General features: G+C 70.4%; 20 protein-coding genes. 3 read left to right on the top strand and 17 right to left on the bottom strand.

The window, feature by feature from the left end; translation table 11 throughout:
- From VGJ14_05640 to VGJ14_05620, 5 genes are all read right to left on the bottom strand, one after another.
- Nucleotides 1-1,103: NADP-dependent isocitrate dehydrogenase (locus VGJ14_05640; GenBank protein ID HEY2831888.1), on the bottom strand; the 1,103-nt coding region annotated here is incomplete at its 3' end.
- A gap of 79 nt (nucleotides 1,104-1,182) precedes the next feature.
- Complete coding sequence (gene mdh, locus VGJ14_05635; GenBank protein HEY2831887.1) at nucleotides 1,183-2,139, bottom strand: malate dehydrogenase; 957 nt, start codon at nucleotides 2,137-2,139, stop codon at nucleotides 1,183-1,185.
- A 100-nt stretch (nucleotides 2,140-2,239) separates the two neighbouring features.
- Nucleotides 2,240-2,572, bottom strand: coding sequence for a DUF3017 domain-containing protein (locus VGJ14_05630; GenBank protein ID HEY2831886.1), 333 nt, complete (start codon nucleotides 2,570-2,572; stop codon nucleotides 2,240-2,242).
- A complete protein-coding gene (locus VGJ14_05625; GenBank protein ID HEY2831885.1) occupies nucleotides 2,569-3,423 on the bottom strand; it encodes a bifunctional methylenetetrahydrofolate dehydrogenase/methenyltetrahydrofolate cyclohydrolase in 855 nt (284 codons plus the stop codon). Before VGJ14_05625 ends, VGJ14_05630 begins: the two co-directional genes overlap by 4 nt.
- A gap of 53 nt (nucleotides 3,424-3,476) precedes the next feature.
- Entirely contained in the window at nucleotides 3,477-4,889 is a 1,413-nt protein-coding gene (locus VGJ14_05620) for a hypothetical protein (protein ID HEY2831884.1), read from the bottom strand.
- 291 nt (nucleotides 4,890-5,180) lie between these two features.
- Here VGJ14_05620 and VGJ14_05615 point away from each other — a divergent pair, with 291 nt between their 5' ends.
- Nucleotides 5,181-5,828, top strand: a complete 648-nt coding sequence (locus VGJ14_05615; GenBank protein ID HEY2831883.1) for a redoxin domain-containing protein — start codon at nucleotides 5,181-5,183, stop codon at nucleotides 5,826-5,828.
- Here the strand turns inward: VGJ14_05615 and VGJ14_05610 are convergent.
- The 4 genes from VGJ14_05610 to VGJ14_05595 are packed head-to-tail and all read right to left on the bottom strand — an operon-like array spanning nucleotide 5,803 to nucleotide 10,466.
- Complete coding sequence (locus VGJ14_05610; GenBank protein ID HEY2831882.1) at nucleotides 5,803-6,801, bottom strand: AraC family transcriptional regulator; 999 nt, start codon at nucleotides 6,799-6,801, stop codon at nucleotides 5,803-5,805. The two genes, VGJ14_05615 and VGJ14_05610, sit on opposite strands and share 26 nt — an antisense overlap.
- Before the next feature lie 4 nt (nucleotides 6,802-6,805).
- Nucleotides 6,806-8,365 (bottom strand): bifunctional phosphoribosylaminoimidazolecarboxamide formyltransferase/IMP cyclohydrolase, encoded by a 1,560-nt coding sequence (gene purH, locus VGJ14_05605; GenBank protein ID HEY2831881.1) that lies wholly within the window; start codon nucleotides 8,363-8,365, stop codon nucleotides 6,806-6,808.
- Entirely contained in the window at nucleotides 8,362-9,030 is a 669-nt protein-coding gene (purN, locus tag VGJ14_05600) for a phosphoribosylglycinamide formyltransferase (GenBank protein ID HEY2831880.1), read from the bottom strand. The genes purH and purN overlap by 4 nt, the downstream gene beginning before the upstream one ends.
- A gap of 32 nt (nucleotides 9,031-9,062) precedes the next feature.
- Nucleotides 9,063-10,466, bottom strand: a complete 1,404-nt coding sequence (locus VGJ14_05595; GenBank protein ID HEY2831879.1) for a DUF6350 family protein — start codon at nucleotides 10,464-10,466, stop codon at nucleotides 9,063-9,065.
- 136 nt (nucleotides 10,467-10,602) lie between these two features.
- Here VGJ14_05595 and VGJ14_05590 point away from each other — a divergent pair, with 136 nt between their 5' ends.
- Entirely contained in the window at nucleotides 10,603-11,265 is a 663-nt protein-coding gene (locus tag VGJ14_05590; GenBank protein HEY2831878.1) for a hypothetical protein, read from the top strand.
- Nucleotides 11,266-11,292: 27 nt separating this feature from the next.
- On the opposite strand, the gene sucD is transcribed toward VGJ14_05590, so the two are convergent.
- Nucleotides 11,293-12,180 carry a succinate--CoA ligase subunit alpha gene (gene sucD / locus VGJ14_05585; GenBank protein ID HEY2831877.1) on the bottom strand — a complete coding sequence of 296 codons (888 nt, stop codon included), beginning with the start codon at nucleotides 12,178-12,180 and terminating at the stop codon, nucleotides 11,293-11,295.
- Nucleotides 12,181-12,217: 37 nt separating this feature from the next.
- Nucleotides 12,218-13,390 carry an ADP-forming succinate--CoA ligase subunit beta gene (gene sucC, locus VGJ14_05580; protein ID HEY2831876.1) on the bottom strand — a complete coding sequence of 391 codons (1,173 nt, stop codon included), beginning with the start codon at nucleotides 13,388-13,390 and terminating at the stop codon, nucleotides 12,218-12,220.
- A gap of 644 nt (nucleotides 13,391-14,034) precedes the next feature.
- Here sucC and VGJ14_05575 point away from each other — a divergent pair.
- The gene (locus VGJ14_05575; protein ID HEY2831875.1) at nucleotides 14,035-15,333 is read left to right on the top strand and encodes a M23 family metallopeptidase; all 1,299 of its coding nucleotides are present in this window, start codon (nucleotides 14,035-14,037) and stop codon (nucleotides 15,331-15,333) included.
- Nucleotides 15,334-15,358: 25 nt separating this feature from the next.
- Here the strand turns inward: VGJ14_05575 and pcrA are convergent, their stop codons facing one another.
- The 6 genes from pcrA to VGJ14_05545 all read right to left on the bottom strand — a co-directional run bounded on the left by pcrA (nucleotide 15,359) and on the right by VGJ14_05545 (nucleotide 21,618).
- Nucleotides 15,359-17,578 carry a DNA helicase PcrA gene (gene pcrA, locus VGJ14_05570; protein HEY2831874.1) on the bottom strand — a complete coding sequence of 740 codons (2,220 nt, stop codon included), beginning with the start codon at nucleotides 17,576-17,578 and terminating at the stop codon, nucleotides 15,359-15,361.
- Between the two features lie 28 nt (nucleotides 17,579-17,606).
- Complete coding sequence (locus VGJ14_05565; protein ID HEY2831873.1) at nucleotides 17,607-18,650, bottom strand: hypothetical protein; 1,044 nt, start codon at nucleotides 18,648-18,650, stop codon at nucleotides 17,607-17,609.
- A gap of 26 nt (nucleotides 18,651-18,676) precedes the next feature.
- Nucleotides 18,677-19,150 carry a TIGR03668 family PPOX class F420-dependent oxidoreductase gene (locus tag VGJ14_05560; protein ID HEY2831872.1) on the bottom strand — a complete coding sequence of 158 codons (474 nt, stop codon included), beginning with the start codon at nucleotides 19,148-19,150 and terminating at the stop codon, nucleotides 18,677-18,679.
- A gap of 67 nt (nucleotides 19,151-19,217) precedes the next feature.
- Nucleotides 19,218-19,781 carry an RNA 2',3'-cyclic phosphodiesterase gene (gene thpR, locus VGJ14_05555; GenBank protein ID HEY2831871.1) on the bottom strand — a complete coding sequence of 188 codons (564 nt, stop codon included), beginning with the start codon at nucleotides 19,779-19,781 and terminating at the stop codon, nucleotides 19,218-19,220.
- Entirely contained in the window at nucleotides 19,778-21,181 is a 1,404-nt protein-coding gene (locus VGJ14_05550; GenBank protein ID HEY2831870.1) for an MFS transporter, read from the bottom strand. The genes thpR and VGJ14_05550 overlap by 4 nt, the downstream gene beginning before the upstream one ends.
- Entirely contained in the window at nucleotides 21,178-21,618 is a 441-nt protein-coding gene (locus VGJ14_05545) for a MarR family transcriptional regulator (GenBank protein ID HEY2831869.1), read from the bottom strand. Before VGJ14_05545 ends, VGJ14_05550 begins: the two co-directional genes overlap by 4 nt.
- Between the last annotated feature and the right edge of the window lie 27 nt (nucleotides 21,619-21,645).

Here is a 21,645-nt window from a genome sequence, read left to right as displayed (position 1 = left end):
CTTTCCACCGTCTCGATACAGACGCGCTCCAGCGTCTCCGCGAAGCTCGAGACCTCGGGGGTCTCGTCCATCCGGCCACGGGCGGCAAGCCCCCGGGTCCAGGCGAAGATCGAGGCGATCGGGTTGGTGGAGGTCGGCTTGCCCTGCTGGTGCTGGCGGTAGTGGCGGGTGACGGTGCCGTGCGCGGCCTCCGCCTCGACCGTCTTGCCGTCGGCGGTCATCAACACGCTGGTCATCAGTCCGAGTGAGCCGAAACCTTGCGCGACGGTGTCGGACTGGACGTCGCCGTCGTAGTTCTTGCACGCCCAGACGTAACCGCCCTCCCACTTCAGGGACGCGGCGACCATGTCGTCGATCAGGCGGTGCTCATAGGTGAGCCCGGCCTCCTTGAAGGCCTGCTCGAACTCGGCCGCGAACACCTCGGCGAAGATGTCCTTGAAGCGTCCGTCGTAGCGCTTCAAGATCGTGTTCTTCGTCGACATGTACACCGGGTAGTTGCGCTCCAGGCCGTAGCGCAGCGAGGCCCGGGCGAAATCGCGAATCGAGTCGTCCAGGTTGTACATGGCCATCGCCACGCCACCGCCGGGGAAGTCGAAAACATTCAGCTCGATCGGTGCGGACCCGTCTTTGGGCGTGAAGGTCAGCGTGAGCTTGCCCTCGCCGGGCACCACCAGGTCGGTGGCCCGGTACTGGTCACCGAAAGCGTGACGGCCAATCACAATCGGCTTGGTCCAGCCCGGCACCAACCGCGGGATGTTGGAGATGACGATCGGCTCCCGGAAGATCACGCCGCCGAGGATGTTGCGGATGGTCCCGTTCGGGGACTTCCACATCTCCTTCAGGCCGAACTCGGAGACCCGTGCCTCGTCCGGGGTGATGGTCGCGCACTTCACGCCCACGCCGTACTTCTTGATGGCGTTGGCCGAGTCGATGGTGATCTGATCGTCGGTGGCGTCGCGCGCCTCAATGCCCAGGTCGTAGTACTTCAGGTCGATGTCCAGGTAGGGCAGGATCAACTGCTCCTTGATGAACGCCCAGATGATGCGCGTCATCTCGTCGCCGTCGAGTTCGACGACGGGATTCGCGACCTTGATCTTCGCCATCGTGCGGTTCCCTCTTTGATCTCGTTGCGTCCGACAAATGGTGGGCGCCCGGACACTGTTCTTCGGACGCTACGGGTACTTACAGGTCGGCGACGTCGGCCTGCTTGGCGCGCACGGCCTCGGCGGCCTCCTTCAGCGCGGCCAGCTCACTGTCCGTCAGATTGCGCTCGACGACCTTCTTGATGCCGCCCGCACCCAGCTCGGCCTCCACCCCGAGGTAAACCCCGGCGATGCCGTACTCGCCGTCCACCCAGGCACACACCGGCATGGTCTGCCCGGAGTCGGTGGCGATGGCCTTGACCATGCGGGCCGCGGCGGCCGACGGGGCGTAGTACGCCGAGCCGGTCTTGAGCAGCGCGACGACCTCGGCGCCACCGTTACGGGTGCGCACCACCAGGTCCTCGATCTCCTCGGCGGAGAGCAGGTCGGCCAGCGGCTTGCCGTTGACGGAGCAGGCGCTGGGCACCGGCACCATGGTGTCGCCGTGCGAGCCGAGCGTCAGGGTGGTCACCGCGGCAACCTCGACGCCGAGGGATTCCGCGACGAAGTTGGTGAACCGCGCGGTGTCCAGCATGCCCGCCTGACCGATGACCTTGGCCTTCGGTAGGCCGGAGGCGAGCTGGGTCAGTGCGGTCATCTCGTCCAGCGGGTTGGACACCACGACGATGACCGCGTCCGGGGAGTGCTTGACGATGTTCTCCGCAACGCCGCGCACGATCTTGGCGTTGGTTTCGATGAGGTCCATGCGGCTCATGCCCGGCTTGCGTGGCAGACCCGCGGTGATCACCACGATGTCCGAGCCCGCGGTCTTCTCGTAGCCGTCGCCGTCGGCGGTGGTGGTGGCGCCGGTCAATTTGGTCTCGAAGCCCTCGATCGGCCGGGACTGGTTCATGTCCAGGGCCAGGCCCTCTCCCTTGCCCTCCACGATGTCGGTGAGCACGACCTCTTCGAAGATGTCGAACTCCGCCAGGCGGAGCGCGGTGGTCGATCCGTAGTAGCCGGCTCCGACAACGGTGACCTTGCCCTTGCGCGCCATCCTGCTGTTCCCTTCGCTGCAGCTACCCGAAAAGTGTTATTTGTTCCCTCGGCAGGCCTCGGGAATATCTCGGCATCAAGAGATTTCGTCGAACTCTAGCTCATGTCGGTGCGGGCACCACCAGGGCGGTGAGCAGCACACCCAGCCCCAGCGCGCCCAACGTCAGCACGTCGGTGAACCGAGAGCGAACGGCCAACGACCCGGCCTCCGGAGTGGGCAGCACCAGACGCAATCCGGCGGCCAGCACCAGTCCGCCGGCGAACAGCACGGTGCCCCGCCGGAAGTGGTTGTCGAGCACCACGATCAGCCCGGCCAGACACACGCCGAGCACCGCCAACAGTGGCCACTCCCCGATCAGCAGCTCGGTCGGCACCATGCGCCGACGTACCGGCGCCTCCTCGGGCGCCTCCGCACGGCCATGCCGACCGGTCATGCCGAGGCCCGCTCCGCGGCCAGCACCACGTTGTTGACCAGCATCGCGCGGGTCATCGGGCCCACGCCGCCGGGCATGGGGGCCAGCCAACCGGCCACCTCGGCCGCGCCGGGGTCGACGTCACCGACGAGCTTGCCGTCGGAGGAGCGGGAGGTGCCGACGTCCAACACGATCGCACCGGGCTTGAGCATGTCCGCGGTGACCAGGCCGCGCACGCCGGCGGCCGCGACCACGATGTCGGCCCGACGGGTGTGCGCACCGAGGTCCCTGGTGCCCGTGTGGCAGAGCGTCACGGTGGCGTTCTCGGAGCGCCGCGTCAGCAGCAGCCCGAGGGGGCGCCCGACGGTGATGCCACGCCCGATCACCGTCACCTCGGCGCCGCCGAGCTTAATGTCGTAACGGCTGAGCAACTCGACGATGCCCACCGGAGTGCAGGGCAGCGGCGCGTCCTCACCGAGCACCAACTTGCCGAGGTTGGTCGGGTGCAGACCGTCGGCATCCTTGGTCGGGTCGACCAGGCCCAGCACCCGGTTGGCGTCCAGGCCCTTGGGCAACGGCAGTTGCACGATGAACCCGGTGCACGCGGGGTCGGCGTTGAGCTCGGCCACGGCCTGCTCGACCTCGGCTTGGGTGGCGGTGGCCGGCAGGTCGCGGCGGAAGCTGGCGATGCCGATTTCGGCGCAGTCGCGGTGCTTGCCCGCGACGTAGGAGTGGCTACCGGGGTCATCGCCGACGAGTACCGTGCCCAGCCCCGGCAGCACGCCGCGGTCCGCCAGCACGCCGACCCGCTCCCGCAGTTCGGCGCGGATCGCGGCCGCGGTGGCCTTGCCGTCCAGAATCCGTGCGCCCACCGTGGTTCTCCCCGCGTCGCGTGCCGTCCGCGGGGAAGTCTAGGCGGCGCCGCTTACTGGCTGCGCGGCGTGATCAGGCCCAGCGGACCCGGAGCGTCGTAGCGGATGACCAACAACGACGTTCCGCTGCCATCCGGATCGGACAACTGCATGCCGGCCGGCTTGTACGGGTCCACCTGCATGTTCAGGAAGGCGTCCGCGTCGCTGACCGCGGCACTGCCCGCGGCCAGCGGCTTGCCGTCCATCTTGTCGATGCGCACCTCGCGGGCCAGGCCGTCGACGGCGGTCTCCGCGTCGCCGATCGGGAAGTCCAGCACCCAGACGTCGTGCCGGGCGGCGATGCCGACGATCGCCAGCAACACCCGGGAGTCGACCTGCCCGTCCTTGACCGCCTGCGTGGCCGCCGCACTCAGGTGCAGCTTCTTGCTGGCCAACACTTCCTTGCCGGCGTTCACCAGCACGGTGTGCTCACTGTTCAGCGATGCGGTGATCTCCGCGCTGGTGCCGTTGAGCACCTGACGCAGCTCGGTGGTCTGGCCGTCGGAGGTGAACGAGGCCAGCGCGCGGGACTGGTCGTAGGCCGGGCGTAGCGCCACCGGGAGACCGTCGCGTACCGAGCTGTCGCCCACCGGGGAGCTGACGAACAGCACGTTGCAGCAATTCCACTGCGGGTTCGTCACCGAACCGGTGGAACCTGACGGGCCGTCAGCATAGGGAATGACCCGGCCGGCGTCGAAGCCGTCCTTGGTCAGCGCCTTGGCCACCGAGGTGGGGGCGAGCAGCGAGGCGGTCGCACCGACGTTGTCCATCACCCACTGCCCAGCGGCCAACTGCGAGGCGGGCAGCGGGGTCGCGGAGCTCGAACCGCCGGCCATCCCGACGTAGAGCGCGCCGACGCCACCGGCGAGCACCATGGTCAGGCCCGCCCAGGTGGTGACCCGACGGACCTTGTCGCCACGCGCAGGCGGTGCCGCGGCGACGCGGCTGGGGGCGGGAACCGCCGGCTGCGCCGGGGCCGGTACCGCGGGCGCGACCTCGGCGGCGATGTCGCCCTCGACGGTCAGGAAGCGCGCGGCCGCAGCCGCCTGGGCGACGGTTTGCGGGGCCTGCGACGGGGTCTCGACCGGAAGTTCGACCGCCCGGGCCTCCAGCACAGGGGCCTCGAACACCGCGGTCGTGGTCGCCGGAGGGCGCCGGTGGGTGCGGGCGCGGGGTAGCGCACGCCCGCGGCGGCCCGAATCTGACTCGCCCTCGATCGCCGGGACAGCCGGTGCGGTGGCCCGCATCCACGGCGGCAACGCGGCCACCGGAGCGTTCGCGGGCCTCTCCGGGTCCGGGCCGAAGTCGAACATCGGTGGGTTGTCCCCGCTCGCCTCGAGGTCCGAAGCGACGAGATCGAAGGTCGGCAAGGCATCCGTGTCGACCTGGTCGACAACTCCGTCCTTGCCCGCGCGCGTCTGCCGCACAGTCCCTCCCGCCACCCGGACCATCACCCGTTTGCAGCAGTACAGGCAGGCCTGCGCGGCCCCGCAAGGTTTGTTTCACACGCCGGCCGAACGGATGAGACGCGCTTGTCCCGGTTCGGTGGTGTTCAGCCCGGATCGGCGAGGAAAAATTTTGCTGATCGGTGCGCAGGGTGTCGGTGCGCGAAGTGCCGCGTCCCGGTCAAGGACGCCGGTGCCTGAGTCAGGGTCAGGGCGCGGCTACGCGACAAGCATGGACTCTCGACAGCGACGAGACTCAAGGAGAACCGCACCATGGAACCGACCCACGAACTGATTACCGCCGCCGAGGCGGAATGGCTGGCGCGGTGGACCGCCGGCCCGCACGAGAGCGAGGGCAACCCACTCCCGCCGGGCACCCCGGCACCGGACGCGACGCTGCTCGACCACACCGGACGGGAGCGCCGGTTGGTGGAGTTCTGGAGCAACGGCCCGGCCCTGCTGATGTTCTGGCGCCACTTCGGCTGCTGGTGCGGGTTCGAGCGCGCCGCCCGGCTGCGGGCCGAACTGCCGCAGTACCTCGACGCCGGGCTCACCCCGGTGATCATCAGCCAGGGCGAGCCGGCGCGTGCCGCGGCGTACCACGCCGAGTACGAACTGCCCTGCCCGGTGCTCTGCGACCCCGAGCACCAGGCGTACCGGGCTTACCGGGTCGGCCAGTGGCAGCTCGAGCGGATCCTGCCCGAGGCGCCGATCGAGTACTGGGCGCACGCCCGGGAGGTCGGCATGGCCTTCCAGGCGGACCGGCGCGCGGCCGGCAAGCCCATCGTCGATGACCCCTGGCGCGCGGTGAAGGAGTTCGTGGTCGGTCGCAACGGGCTGGTCCGGCTCACCTACGCCTACCAGCACTGCGAGGACTATCCGAACCCGTTGGTGCTCACCGGGGCGGCGCGGGTGAGCTGACCCCGGCTCGCGCCCGGAGCCGCCAGGCTCCGGGCGCGCTGCCCCGGGCCCGTTTGAACGCCCGACTGAACGCCTCTTCGGAGTCGTAGCCGACCCGACGACCGACCGCCGCGACGCTGAGGTCGGTGGCGGTCAGCAGGTCCTGCGCGACGTGCATCCGCCACTCCGTCAGGTACTTGATCGGTGAACGCCCGAGCACGGTGCGGAACCGTTCGTCGAGGACCGAGCGCGACACGGTCACGGCGGCGGCCAGGTCGGCAACCGTCCACTTCTGCTCCGGGTGCGCGTGCAGCGCGGCCATCGCGGGGGCCAGCACCGGGTCCCGCAGCGCGGCGACCCACCCGTGGTCCGTGGCCGGGGCATCGGCCAGGTGCACCCGCAGCACCTCGATCAGCAACAACTCCGGCAACCGCGTGGAGACCGGGTCCGACGGCAGCGTGCGCCCGGTGGTGGCCAGGGCGAGTTCGATGCCGGCCCGCACCCAGGTCTTGGCCGGTCCGTCGGGCAGCGTCACCACGAAGGCGGGCGGGAACGCGCGCAGGTTCGGGTCGAACAGCGGGTCCTCGGAGTACAAGTACCCACACACCACGTCGGTGCGCGCGCCACCCGCGCCGTGCACGAGCACCGGCATGGTCTCCCACGGCGGACGCGCCATCAGGGTCACCAGCGGCACGCGCTCGGCCGGGCCCACGCCACCCATCACGTAGTCGTCGCCGTAGGGCAGCACGATCACGTCGCCGCGACCGGCCCAGTGTCGCTCGCCGCCCTCGACTTCCACCCAGCACCGACCGGCGGCCACGATGTGGAACAGGATCAGCCGATCGGCGCCGGGCCGGATCACACCGGTCATGTCCCGCACCGGGGAGTGCAGCGCCCAGCTCTCGGTGAACTCGGCCCGGAAGAAGATCGCCCCGTCCAACCGCAGTCGCTCCAGCGCCGCGAGCAACGGCGTCGGCTGCACCGGACTGGTCACCGGACTAGTGGGCGAAGTGCCGGGTCCCGGTGAAGTACATGGTGATCCCGGCCTTCTTCGCCGCCTCGATCACCTCTTCGTCGCGGACCGATCCACCCGGCTGGACGACGGCTTTGACCCCGGCGTCGACCAGCACCTGCAGGCCGTCGGGGAACGGGAAGAACGCGTCGGAGGCGGCGACCGAGCCGACGGCCCGATCCCCGGCCCGGGACACCGCAAGGCGTGCGGAATCCACCCGGTTCACCTGGCCCATGCCGATCCCGACGGTGGCGCCGTCGTGGGCCAGCAGGATGGCGTTGGACTTCACCGCGCGGACGGCCCGCCAGGCGAACTCCAGGTCAGCCATGGTGTCCTGGTCGGAAGGCTTCCCGATGACGATCTGCCATTCTGACGGGCCGTCACCCTCGCCGTCGAGGCGGTCCCAGGTCTGCACCAGCACCCCACCGGAGATCGGGCGGAACTCCAGGCCGTCGCGCGGCGGGAACGGCAGCTGCAGCAGCCGCAGGTTCTTCTTGCTGCGCAGCAGCTCCAGCGCATCCGGCTCGAACTCCGGCGCGCACACCACCTCGGTGAACACCTCGGCGATCTGTTCGGCCATCTCCAGGGTTATCGCGCGGTTGCTGGCGATGACCCCGCCGAAGGCGGAGACCGGATCGCAGGCATTGGCCAGCCGGTGCGCCTCGGCGATGTCCCAGGCGACCGCGATGCCACACGGGTTGGTGTGCTTGATGATCGCCACACACGGGATCACGAAGTCGTACACGGCCCGCACGGCCGCGTCAGTGTCGACGTAGTTGTTGTAGGACATCTCCTTGCCGTGCAGCTGTTCGGCGCCGGCCAGGCCCTGGCGGCGGCCCTTGTACAGCGCCGCGTACTGGTGCGGGTTCTCCCCGTAGCGCAGCACGGCGGCCCGGGTCCAGGTGTCCCCCGTCCACGACGGCCAGGGCTGGTCCGGGTCGTCGGGGAACTGCGAGCTCATCCAGGAGGCCACGGCCACGTCGTACTCGGCGGTGTGCTGGAACGCGGCCGCCGCCAGCCGTTGCCGGGCGGACAGGGTGAAGCCGCCGGAGTTGACCGCGTCGAGCGCCTCGCCGTAGCGGGCCGGGTCGACCACCACGGCCACCGACGGGTGGTTCTTCGCCGCCGCGCGGACCATGGACGGCCCGCCGATGTCGATCTGCTCCACGCACTCGTCGGGCTCGGCGCCGGAGGCCACCGTCTCGGTGAACGGGTAGAGGTTGACCACGACCAGTTCGAAGGCCTCCACCCCGAGCTCGGCGAGCTGCGCGGCGTGCTCCTCCTTGCGCAGGTCGGCCAGGATCCCGGCGTGCACCCGCGGGTGCAGCGTCTTCACCCGACCCTCCAGGCACTCCGGGAACCCGGTGAGCTCCTCCACCGGCGTCACCGGCACGCCGGCCGCGGCGATCTTTGCTGCGGTGGACCCGGTGGACACGATGGCCACCCCGGCAGCGTGCAACCCCTGCGCCAGGTCGATCAGGCCGGTCTTGTCGAAGACGCTGACCAGCGCCCGGCGTACCGCGCGCCGGTCCTCGGACTCACTCACCGTGTTGCTCCCTTGTCGACACCCAACCGCACCTGGCGGCCGTCCACTCGATATCCATCCCGGGCCATCCGGCCGATCACCTCGACCAGCAGCGCCCGTTCGGCGACCTTGATGCGTTCGTGCAGGCTCGTTTCGTCGTCGTCGTCCAGCACCGGGACCACCTGCTGGGCAATGATCGGCCCGGTGTCCACCCCGGCATCCACCAGGTGCACGGTCAGCCCGCTGACCTTCACGCCGTAGCTCAGCGTGTCCCGCACTCCGTGCGCGCCGGGGAATGACGGCAGCAGCGCAGGGTGGGTGTTCACGCAGCGGCCGCCGAACGCGGCCAGGAAGGCCGCGCCCAGCATGCGCATGAACCCGGCGGAGACCACCAGGTCCGGCTCGTGCGCCGCGATCGCCTTGGTCAGCGCGGTGTCCCAGTCCTGCCGGGTGGCGTGGTCGGCGATGCGTTCGACGAAGGTCGCCACGCCGGCGCGCTCCGCCCGCGCCAGCGCCTCGATGTCGTCCCGGTCGGCGCCCACCGCCACGATCTGCGCACCCCAGGCCGGGTCGGCAGCGGCGTCCAGCAACGCCTGCAGATTGGTCCCCGACCCCGAGACGAGCACCACCAAACGGGCCGGGCGGTCCACCACTACCTGCTCCCCGACGCCGACATGTGCCTTCACGCCCACGATATCCGGGCGAGGCGGAGCGCTGCTCAGTCGGCTCGGACCACCGGGATGGGCTGGGTGTCCTCGAGGTCCTCGAGCACCTCGACGGTTGCGGCGTCGTCGGACTGCCGGATGACCGGGATCTCCTGGGTGTCCTCCAGGTCCTCCAGGTCCATCGGCGGGAAGCGGTTCGCCTCATCGTCCGGAACGACCGGTGCGGGCAGTTGTTCCGCGGAGGTGCGCGGGGCCGGCACGGTGACCGGCGCACGGTGCCGGGTGACGGCCAATCGGATCGCCGCCACCGGCAGCCCGATCAGCAACAACTCCGCCGCGACAGACCCGCCGACCTGCCAGCCCGACGGGCCGAACTGGGTCAGCCGCCCGCCGCCGTCACCGGCCGACAGCCAGCACACCGCCCCGACCAGCAACCCGGTCAGTCCGGCCGCGGACGCGGTCGGCACCAACGTGCCACGCACCGGACGGCGAATGTCCGGCGCGATCGCCCAGCCGGCGGCCAACCCCGCGGCCAGCGGCACCAGCATCGGCAGCCAGGCGAGCCAGCCCAACGACCCCGGCTGCGGCAGCCCGGCGGTCAGCGGCAGGCCGGGCAGCGTACCGGCGTCCATGCCCCGGAAATCCAGATGTGCGTCGGCGGCCAACGCAACGCCGGGACCGGACGCGAAGCCCACCGCCCAGCAGGTCGCGTTCGGCAGGAAAATCAAATTGACCAGCGTCAGACCGAGAAAGCCACTGTTGCCGCCACCGGTGCGGTCGAAGACCTCGGCCATGGCCTCGTTGTGCACAGCCAGGCAGACCGCGACCACCAGTGCGCCGCCCCCGAACAGCACCAGGCTCGCCGTCGCGGTCGCGCGCAGCACCGGCCGGGCCCGGGTCCGCCATTGCGCGGCGAACTGTGCCCATTCCCAGGTGTGCGGGGCGACCCCAATCAGCGAGGTCAGCAGGGCGAACAGCAGCGCCGCACGCATCGCGGGCATCGCGGCCACGCTCAGCCCATGTGGCGACGTCTCGTGCGCCGCGACCACCGCCAGCACACCGCAGCCACCGGTGAAACCGCCCACCACGCTCAGCGCGGGTCCGGTCTCGTGGGCCCGCGCGGTACGGGCGGCCCACCCCGCCGCCCGTACCGCGACCACCGCGAGCACCGCGGTGAGACCCAACGGGGCCAACTGCAGCCGACCCGCGGGGAGGTGCGTTTCCGTCCGCTGCCCCAACAACCAGAACCAGGAACCCGTGCGGAACGGCCCGCTCGGGCTACCGACCGAGTCCGGGCCGGTGGCCCACAGCAACAGACTGATTGCACCCAGCACAGCCAGTCCGACCGCCGTCGAGATCAACGCCGCGAGCAACCCGAAGGCCGCCGGCCAACGCGATCCGGGATCCGCAAGCCCCGCACCCGTCCTTTGCGGTGCCGGCGCCAGGATCGTGACCACCGGACAACTTTGGTGCCCGGGCGCACCGGAAACACGCACCGACACCCGGCTTGCCGACGTTTGCCTCGGGTGCAGGTTCGCAGTGAGTTCGCTGAAAACCGTTTGCTGCTGACGCCCGATGTGTCTTGATCGAGGGGTGACGGGCGTTTGGCGCATTGCCCCACCGCGGCAGTCCGGGGACGACGCGGTCGGCGGCGTGGCGCTCGCCCCCGGACCGATACAGCGCTGGGAGGTCGATCCGCCGCGCTGGTTCTTCCACGGCTTCTGTGTGCTGTTCACGCTGTGGCTGGCGTGGATCTGGAGCCGGCCGGCCTTCGAGCTGACCGACGCGACCGTGCCGTTGGTGTTGTTGGCGGGCTGTGCGCTGATCTGGACCGGCCGGTTGGCCGCGACGATGGTCCGCCGCGAGCACCTCGGCTGCTGGTGGCTGGTCGCGCCGGTCGGGGCCGCCCTGGTCCTCGCGCTGTTCAGCGCCCACGCGCCGCTGCGCGCGCGGTTCAGCCTCGCGCAGGATGACCTCGGCGACGTCGCCCGTGCCGTGCTCGCCGCACCCGACCCGGTGGACGCCGCCGCGCACCAGGGCGACCTCGGTCGGGTGGGCACCTACCGCATCCGCGCTGTTCAATCCGCCGACAGCATCGTGTATTTCCAGTTCGACCGCGGCGTCGGCTCACTGGGCCGCAATGGCATGGCCTACATCCCGCCGAACACGCCGGTCCCGCCGGCCGACACCTACATGCAGACCCTGCAGCACCTGCAGGGCCCCTGGTACATCTGGACCGAGAACCCCGTCGGCTGACCCGCCGTCAGACAGCGGCCGGCCGGGTCAGAGCGAGTTCACGATTTCGGCCATCAGCCGCGCGGCCTCCGACGGCGTCTTGCCGACCTTGACCCCGACCGCCTCGAGCGCTTCCTTCTTGGCCGCGGCGGTGCCCGACGAGCCGGAGACGATGGCGCCGGCATGGCCCATGGTCTTGCCCTCGGGGGCGGTGAAGCCGGCCACGTAGCCGACCACCGGCTTGGTCACGTAGGACTTGATGAACTCTGCGGCCCGCTCCTCGGCGTCGCCACCGATCTCGCCGATCATCACGATCGCCTTGGTCTCCGGGTCGTCCTGGAACGCCCGCAGGCAGTCGATGTGCGTGGTGCCGATGACCGGGTCACCGCCGATGCCGACGCCGGTGGTGAAACCGTAATCGCGCAGCTCGTACATCATCTGGTAGGTCAGCGTGCCGGACTTCGAGACCAGGCCGATCGGGCCGGGGCCGGAGATGTCGGCGGGGATGATCCCCGCGTTGGATTTCCCGGGGCTGATGATGCCGGGGCAGTTCGGGCCGATGATCCGGCTGACACCCGCACGCGCCACGTTGTAGGCGTGGAACGCGGCGGTGTCATGCACCGGAACACCCTCGGTGATCGTGACGATCAGCGCTACGTCGGCGTCGATCGCCTCGATCACCGCGCCCTTGGTGAACCTCGGAGGCACGAAGACGACGGTGACGTTCGCGGCGCCCTCGCTGACGGCGTCGGCGACCGAATTGAACACCGGCAGCGTCGCGCCCTCGAACTCGACCTTCTGGCCCCCCTTACCCGGCGTCACGCCGCCGACGACCTGCGCCCCGGAGGCCAGCATGCGCTGGGTGTGCTTACGTCCCTCGGACCCCGTCATGCCCTGCACGACGATCCGCGAGTTCTCGGTCAGAAAAATGGCCATGTCGCGATGTCCTTAGTTACTGGGTGGGCGGGCGGGGTCAGCGGGCGGCGAGCTCGGCGACGCGGGCGGCAGCGCCGTCCATCGTGTCCACCATCTCGACCACGGACAGGTTCGCCTCGTGGAGGATCCGACGGCCCTCATCGGCGTTGTTGCCGTCCAGCCGGACAACCAACGGCTTGGTCACGGGCGTGCCCTGGCTCTCCAGCAGACCGAGCGCGGACACAATGCCGTTGGCCACCGCGTCGCAGGCGGTGATGCCGCCGAAGACGTTCACGAGCACGCTGCGCACCGCCGGGTCGGACAGGATGATGTCCAGCCCGTTGGCCATCACCTCGGCCGACGCGCCACCGCCGATGTCCAGGAAGTTGGCGGGCTTGACGCCGCCGTGCGCCTCGCCCGCGTAGGCGACCACGTCGAGGGTGGACATGACCAGGCCCGCGCCGTTGCCGATGATGCCGATGACGCCGTCCAGCTTGACGTAGTTGAGGTCCTTCTCCTTGGCCCGTTGCTCCAGCGGGTCCACCGCGGATTTGTCCTCCAGCGCGGCGTGGTCCGGGTGCCGGAAGTCGGCGTTCGCGTCCAGGCTGACCTTGCCGTCCAGCGCGATGATCCGGCCGTCGCCGGTGACCACCAGCGGGTTGACCTCGACCAGCGTGGCGTCCTCGGACTGGAATACCGTCCACAGCTTCTGCAGCACGTCGGCCACCCCGGCGGCGTGCTCGGCCGGGAAACCGGCCGCGGCGACGATCTCGGCGGCCTTGGCCGCGTCGCAGCCGACATTGGCGTCCACGGCGACCTTGGCCAGCAGGTGCGGCGTCTCCGCCGCGACCTGCTCGACGTCCATGCCGCCCTGGGTGGTGGCCATGGCCAGGAAGGTGCGGTTGGCCCGGTCCAGCAGGAAGGACACGTAGTACTCGGTGGCGATGTCCGCGGTCTGGGCCAGCATCACCCGACGCACCGTGTGCCCTTTGATGTCCATGCCGAGGATCGCCGAGGCCTTGGCCTCCGCGTCGTCCGGGGAGTCGGCCAGCTTCACGCCGCCGGCCTTGCCGCGGCCGCCCACCTTCACCTGGGCCTTGACCACGACCTTGCCGCCCAGCTTCTCGGCTGCCGCGCGCGCCTCGGCGGGCGTCTCGGCGACCAGGCCGCCGAGCACGGGCACGCCGTGCTTCTCGAATAGGTCCCGTGCCTGGTACTCGAAGAGATCCACGAGTGAGATCCTCACGTCCGTGCACCCGCGCAGGGCGCTGTTCGGGCCGGGCCCTTCGGTCCAACCGATCTGCTGCCGGCGGGCGCCGCTGCCCGCGAGGGATTACTTATTAATCGCCGCGGCCTGGCGACCCCTGGGTACCCCGGCGCGACCTCAGCCGGATCGTAGTGGCCCGTTAAGCGGGCGGTTCGTCCGGGTTCGCCCCCCTGTTTTGGCGGGGTCATCCGACTACTCAACGTAACAATCACCTGACGAGACGTCTCACGTGGATGTCTCGGTTCGTCCGGGTTTGTCCCTCACCCTGGGTTCGAAATTGCAAACTCGCAACGATGCGTGACCGATTACCAGAAAATCGGCACTCTGCGTGATGAGTTTCCCGGGACGATCGTCACTTTGAGCGCTCTTTGCCTGTCCGCCGTGGGGCGATGACCAGCGGCCCGATACGGTCGTGATGCTCGTCGTTCTCGCCCGTTAATGTGGGAGTCGATTCCGTGCCTTCCGGCCGACACGCGCGCGATCTCGGTGCGCTTGCCGAAGACGAATTGGCAAGCCCACAGCGAGAGTGCGACGACCTCCTCGCGGCACTGCCGACGCCCTTACCCCCTGCGGGCCGGCTAACACGCGACACGCCGGTAGCTACTCCCGTGCAGGTGATCACGGCCACCGGACGACGGGCCCGCCCGGCGTCTCACGCACCGGCCCCGCAGCCCGCACCGGCCCCGCAGCCCGCGCCGCCCGCTGCGGTCCTGGCACCGCCGACCCCGCAGCCCACTCCTGTCCCGCAGGTCCTGGCCCCGCCGGCCGCCGCCGAGGCGGCCAGGGCCGGTGGCACCGGCCGCCGGCGCAAGTCGGTCGAGCCGGCCCCGGGGACTCCGGCCCCCGCACCCAGCACCGACCAGGTCGCCACCGGCACCGGTCGACGTCGCCGGCAGATTTCCGAGATCGAGGATCGCCTGATCTCCCGGGCGCTGATTCACCCCGGCACCCCGGTGCCCGCCACGGGGACCGGCCGCCGTCGCAAGGCGGCCGAACCGGTCATCGATCCCGCGCCGATCGTCCCTGTCCTCGAGGTACCGGCCGTCCTCGTCATCGCGGCACCGGCCGTCCCCGAGCCGGTCGTCGTGGCAACCCCAGAACCCGAAGCAGAACTTGCCAAGGTCATCCCGCTGCACCCGAGCACCCATCGCGGCCAGGCGCACACCGGTGCCCGCCGCAAGTCGCGCTCCGCGGTCGGCCCCGGCGCGCCTGCCCTGGTGGCCGGCGCCGCCGCCGTCGCGGTGGCCGCGGTGGGCGCCCTCAACGCCACCGGCAGCGGCCTGCAGTTGGGCGCGGGTAGTGCCGACCTGGCCCGCGCCTCCGCGCTCGGCCTGAAGGACAACTCGGCGTCCATGCTCGACGCCGGACAGGCCCGGGCCAGCCGCGACCGCGCTCGCAAGGCGCTGGCCGCGCGGGAAAAGGCAGCCGCGTCTGCACAGAAGAAACATGACGTGCTGCTCGAGACGCTGCAGCTGGCCAAGCAGCGCGCCGCCCGACTGGCCGCGCTGGCACATCTGTACCGACTGCCGGTCTCCGGCTATCACCTGACGGCCGGCTTCGGCGAGGGCGGCGGCCTCTGGTCGCACGGCCACACCGGCCAGGACTTCGCCTGCCCCACCGGCACCCCGATCCACGCGGTGGCCAACGGCACGATCATCTCCGCCGGCTGGGATGGCGCCTACGGCTGGAAGACCGTGGAACGCCTCGATGACGGCACCGAGATCTGGTACGCCCACCAGTCCGCGATGCTGGTGCGCAGCGGTCGCGTGTATATGGGCGAGGTCATCGGCCGGGTCGGTTCCACCGGCAACACCACCGGCCCGCACCTGCACCTCGAGGTGCGCCCGCACGGCGGCGACCCGGTGAACCCGATGCCCTGGCTCCGCGCGCACGGCATGCACCCCTGACACTGCTTCACAATTCGACGCAGGGTCAGATCTTCTCCACCGGGGCATAGCGGAGCAGTAGGCGTTTCGGCGCGCCGTCGCCGAAGTCGATCGTCGCCTCGGCTCGCTCGGCCGCGCCGGCGGTCCCCACCACCGTGCCCAGACCGAAGGTGTCGTGGGTGACCCGGTCGCCCACCGCCAGCGACACCACGTTCGCCACCAGCTGCCGTCCGCCGGTGGACCGGGCGGCCGGCGACGGCGCGGCGGCCAGCGCCTGCAGCGGCGTGCGTTGCGAGGTGCGTTTCCAGTCCACCAGGTCCGACGGTATGTCCTCCAGGAACCGGGACGCGGGGAACCATTGCGGGGTACCCCAGTTGCGCCGCAACTCCGAGCGGGTGAGGTAGAGCCGGTCCTGCGCGCGGGTGATGCCGACGTAGGCCAGGCGCCGTTCCTCGGCCAACTCCACCGGATCACCCAACGCCCGCATGTGCGGGAACACCCCGTCCTCGCAGCCGGTGAGGAACACCACCGGGAACTCCAGGCCCTTCGCGGTGTGCAGGGTCATCAACGTCACCTGCCCGCCATCGTCGACAGGCTCGCCATCTGACGTAGCGTCAGGCAACTGATCGGAGTCCGCCACCAGCGCCACCCGCTCCAGGAACCCGGCCACCGAGGAATCCGCGTCCAGCTCCTCGTACTCGCGGGCGACGGCCACCAACTCGGCGAGGTTCTCCACCCGGCCGGCGTCCTGCGGGTCGGTGGAGGTCTCCAACTCGCGCAGATACCCGGTCTGCTCCAGGATCGCCTCCAGCATCGTGGACGGCGGGGTGTTCGCCTCCACCAGGGTGGCCAATCCATCGAGCAGGTCGACGAAACCGCGGACCTGCCTCAGCGATCGGGTGGCGATGCCGTAGGCCTCCTCGCAGCGACGCAGCGCCGCCCAGAAGGTGATCCGATCGCGCGAGGCCAGCGCATCCACGCATGCCTCGGCGCGGTCGCCGATGCCGCGCTTGGGCACGTTGAGGATGCGTCGCAGCGACACCACGTCCTCGGGGTTGGCCAGCACCCGCAGGTAGGCCAACGCGTCGCGCACCTCGCGACGCTCGTAGAAGCGCACCCCACCGACCACCCGATAGGGCAGCCCGACGCGGATGAACACCTCCTCGAACACCCGGGAGGCAGCGTTGGTGCGGTAGAAGATTGCCACGTCCCGGGGCTGCGCGACGCCGTCGTCGGTGAGCCGGTCCACCTCGTTGGCGACGAAGGTGGCCTCCTCGTGCTCGTCACCGGCGACCCAGCCGACGATGGGCTTCCCGTTGCCGCGATCGGTCCACAGGTTCTTGGGTTTGCGGTCGGGGTTGCGCGAGATCACCGCGTTGGCCGCGGACAGGATCGTCTGCGTGGAGCGGTAGTTCTGCTCCAGCAGGATCACCTTCGCGTTGGGGTAGTCCGCCTCGAACTCGGCGATGTTGCGGATGGTCGCGCCGCGGAACGCGTAGATGGACTGGTCCGCGTCGCCCACCACGCACAGCTCGCCCGGCGGCAGCTCAGCGTCCTCGACGCCGACCAGTTCGCGGACCAGCACGTACTGCGCGTGGTTGGTGTCCTGGTACTCATCGACCAGCACGTGTCGGAAGCGGCGCCGGTAGTGCTCGGCCACGTCCGGGAACGCCTGCAGCAGGTTGACAGTGGTCATGATCAGGTCGTCGAAATCCAGTGCGTTGGCCCCACGCAACCGGCGCTGATACTCGCCGTAGCACTCGGCATAGGTGGTCTGGATCGGTCCCTCGGCCTGCGCGGCGTATGACTCGTGGTCGATCAGTTCGTTCTTCGCCGAGCTCACCGCGTTGGCCACGCCGCGTGGGGTGAATCGCTTGGGGTCCAGCGACAGGTCACGCAGCACCATCTTCATCAGCCGCTGGGAGTCGGTGTCGTCGTAGACGGAGAACCCGGAGGTGAAGCCCAGCCGCTTGGCGTCGTGACGCAGGATGCGTAGGCACGCGGAGTGGAACGTGGACACCCAGTGCGGAGCGCCTGCCCCGACCGCGGCGGCGACCCGTTCCTTCATCTCCCCGGCGGCCTTGTTGGTGAAGGTGATCGCCAGGATCTGCGACGGCCGCACCTCGCGGGCCTTGATCAGGTAGGCGATGCGCCGGGTGAGCACTCGGGTCTTGCCCGAGCCGGCGCCGGCCACGATGAGCAATGGGCCGCCCTGATGCTCGACGGCCTCGCGTTGTTGGGGGTTGAGTCCGTCCAGCAGGTCCATGACGTCATCGAGCCTATGCGGTCCAGGGTCAACGCAACGGTGGGTCCGGTGCGCTGAACGCGCCCTCGAAGACCGCACTGCCCAACCGCAGCCCGGTGCCCCGCAAAGGGGTGGGCAACGCCAGGTCGCGCCCCGCGCCGATGACCACCACCGGCGCGGCCACCCGGAATCGCTGACCTTCCGCGGTGTAGGCGGTGGCCGGGGACAACACCGCGATACCCAGGTCGGCGAACTCCGACAGCTGCTTACCCACTGCGGCCAGTTGGCTGTTCACCCGACCCACCAGGTCGGTCAGCGGAATCTGCTCGCCGGCGATGCTGAAGCCCTGTTCGTCGACCCCGGAGGTCGAGGTCCCGTCGCGCCAGGTGGTCAGCGAAAGCCGGTAGCTGACCACCGGGACCGCGTTCGGCACGGCGCTCACCGACAACATGCTGGCCACCGTGGCCGCTCCCCCGCCGGGCAGCGCGACGTCGGCGACGAACGAGTTCGCGTTGCCGGTGAAGCGATCGGTGGTCCGGTCGAACGCGGCGGCCGACGAACTGCCCAGGGCATTCACCCGGCTCCCGGATCCGCCCGGGCCGGCCATCCGGGACAGCGCACCGGCGGTCTCCTCGGTCGGGGTACGCGCCTCGGCATGCGCGGCGGCCGGAACCGAGGAGTCCACCGTGGTCGGCAAACCCAGCGCGCCGGCGCCGGGTATCCGGTCGGCGCACTCACGCGGGTTGGCGGTGCGGGCCACCGTGGGGTTGATCAGGGTGGGTTCCGGGCACGGCGGCTCGCAGCCGAGCAGGCACGGTTCGTCGTCGGTGAGCAACCAGTAGGCCGCGCCCACCGCGCGGGCGTGCCCGGTCGCGTCGCCGGCGGAGTGGGTGATCTGCACCCGGCTGAACCCGACGTCCTGCACCAACTCCCGGAAGTACTCCAGGTAGGTCTCCACCGGCGCGGCCCGGACGGTGAACTGGTAGGGCGGCCGGGCGGTCAACGGGGCCGCGGCGGCCGGGCTCGTTCCGACGGCCACCAGCAGCGCGACACCGGCCAGTCCCCCGGCCGCACGGCGCGTCCGCCTCCCCATGCCGGGATCGTAGGCCGGATCGCGGCCTACGCCCGAAGATCGACGGAGTTGCTCCCTGACCAGCCGGTCCAGGTGTGCACGTCGATCCACACCACCGGTCCCGCGGGCGGCTGCTCACGGTATTGCGGATACCGGGCACTCAGCGCCGCCAGCGCGGTGGGCCGACGCGGGTCGTCGGCGGCGATTTCGACCGCGCGGCCATCCGCTCGCGCCCACCACAACCGCGGCCAGTCCGCTGACCACTCGTCGGCCAACAGGCAGACCGCCGGATGCGCGGCGATGTTGGCCAACCGTGCCAGTCGCTGCGTGGACTTCGGTTTGTGGTCGACGGCGAAGACCAGGGTGTCCCGGGCGCACGCCGCGAAGGTGATCGGCACCAGATGCGGGGTGCCGTCCGGGCGCACCGTGGCCAGCCGCACGCTGGGCGCGGTGAGAAACCGCCGGCGCGCTTCCTCCGCGTCCAGGCGCATGTCAGTGCCCCAGCGCAGCAGCGCCGACAACAACCAGAACCAGCACGACCAGAACCGCGGTGATCAGCGTCCGGTTCCGCCTGCCCATGCCCGCAGGCTACGGCCCGGCCCGCAGCGGCCAGCACGCCAGTTGGTCGTGCCGCGCCTGCCCACCGGGGCCGACGCCGAGTCGGCTGTGCATCAGGCGCAGCGCGTCGGGTTGCCAGCTGCGACCGAGGAAATCGGCCAGTGCGGCCACCGTCGGGCGCAGGTCCGGCGCGCTGCCCCGCGGCGAGCGGGCCAACGTCAAGTGCGGGCGGTAGGGGTGGTCGTCGACGTCGATGCCCGCCGCGCACAGCGCCACGGCCAACCGGTCGGCGAGCTCGACCAGCAGCGGGCAGTCACCGGCGATGCCGGCCCACAGCACCCGGTCGCCGAACCGGCCGGCGCCGGCCACCTGCAGCGGGGCCGCGTACCGGTCGTGGATGGCGGCCGCGCACGCGTCGTGCACCGCGGGCAGCAGGTCGACCGGCACGTCACCGAGGAAGGCCAGCGTCAGATGCCACTGCTCGCGCGGGGTCCAGCGCAGCACCGGTGGAGCGCAGGGTTTGACCGGGTCCAACGCGGCGGCCAGTTCGTCCAGTGCGTCGACCGGCGGCATCAGCGCGACGAACAACCTCACGGCGAAAAGCCGCGGCCGGCACCGATGGCCGCCTCCGGCGCCATGGCGTCGGTGGCGGCAGGCACGAGGTGCAGGTGTTCGCTTCGCTCAACCTGTTCGATCGCCTCGGCAGAGCGAGCGAGCGAAAAGCGTGCTCGCTTGCTCTGCGCTCGGCTCACTTCCAGATGCGGCAACGGCCGCAGGTGCGCCTGCACGGTCATCGAGGCGCGGCGGGCCAGCAACGCGGCGGCCACCACTGCTGCGGTGGCCGTGATGAGTCCGCCGAACAGCAGTGACCAGCGCGGGCCGTAGTGGTCGGCCAGCCAGCCGATGACCGGCGCACCCAGCGGGGTGCCACCGGCGAACACCATCAGGTACAGCGACATCACCCGCCCGCGCATCTCCGGCACGGTGGACAGCTGCAGGGTGGCGTTGGCCGCGGTCATGGTGAGCAGCGCGGCCATCCCGGCGGGCGGCAGCGCGAGGGCGTACCAGGTGTAGTTGGGCATCAGCCCGGCGATGAACTCGGTGATGCCGAACGCCGCGGCGCCCACCAGCACCAGCCGCAGCCGCACGGTCTTGCGTCGGGCGGCGAGCAGCGTGCCCGCCAGCGAACCGATGGCGAGCACCGAACCGAGCAGACCGTACTCCCCGGCACCCTTGTGGAAGGCCTTCGTGGCCATCAACGCGTTGGTGATCTGGAAGTTCAGGCCGAAAGTGCCGGCGAAGAACACCACGCCGAGGACGGCGAGCAGATCGGGTCGACCGCGCACGTAGCGCAAGCCCTCCCGGATGTTGCCCCGCCCCCGCTTGGCCAGTTCGGTGCGGTGCAGCTGCCGCGGGTCCATCGAGTACAACGCGATCAGCGGGGCGATAAACGTGATCGCGTTGAGGATGAAGACCCAGCCGGTGCCGCCGAACACCTCGATGGCCACACCGGCGATGCCGGGGCCGACCAGTCGGGCGGCGTTGAACGACGCGGAGTTCAACGCGACCGCGTTGGACAGGTTCTCCCGGTCGACCATCTCGACCACGAACGCCTGCCGGGCCGGGTTGTCCGCCGCGGTGCCCAGGCCGAGTGCGAACGCCAACAAGTACACGTGCCAGACCTGCGCGACGCCGGCGAGCACCAGCACACCCAGCGTCAAGCCGACCAGGCCCAGAAAGGTGTTGGTGCAGGCCAGCAGCCGACGCTTGGGGAAGCGGTCCGCGAGCAGTCCACCCACCAGGCCGAACAGCAGCAGCGGCAGGAACTGCAACGCGGTGGTGATGCCGAGCTTGGTGCCGTCGTTTCCGGACAGCTGCAACACCAGCCAGTCCTGGGCGACGCGCTGCATCCAGGTGCCGGTGTTGGAGACGAGCATCCCGGCCGCGTAGCGGCGGTAGTTCGGGACGCGCAGCGAGGAGAATGTGGGGCTCACTGAGCGGTCGCCTGCAGCTTCTCCAGCACCACGGTGGCCGCGTGCAGCGTGGCCACCTCGTCCGGGGTCAGCGCGCCGATGCGCTGCGCCAGCCACTGGTCGCGGACGCTGCGGTTGGCCTCCAACATCGCGTGTGCGTCGGGGCTGACCGCGACGAGCTTCTGCCGGCCATCGGTGGGATGCGGCGCGCAGACGACCAAACCGCGGGCCTCCAGGCCCGCCACCAGCTTGGTCATCGTCGGCGGCTGCACGCTCTCCTGCTCGGCCAGCGCGCCGGGCGTCAACGGGCCGAGCCGGTCCAACACCGCCAACGCCGAGGTCTGACTGTGCGTCAGGGATTGGTCGGTGCGCTGCTTGCGCAGTTGCCGGGACAGCCGCATGACGGCCAGCCGGACGGAGTGAGCAAGGTCCAGGTCGGCGGCGGTCAGCATGCTCATGGCCCCCAGAGTAACTCATTAGTTAGG

The sequence above is a fragment of the Sporichthyaceae bacterium genome, assembly GCA_036493475.1.
Taxonomy (GTDB): Bacteria; Actinomycetota; Actinomycetes; order Sporichthyales; family Sporichthyaceae; genus DASQPJ01.
The sequence above is the reverse complement of the archived record's forward strand: the minus strand, read 5'-3'. Positions and strand labels throughout refer to the sequence as shown.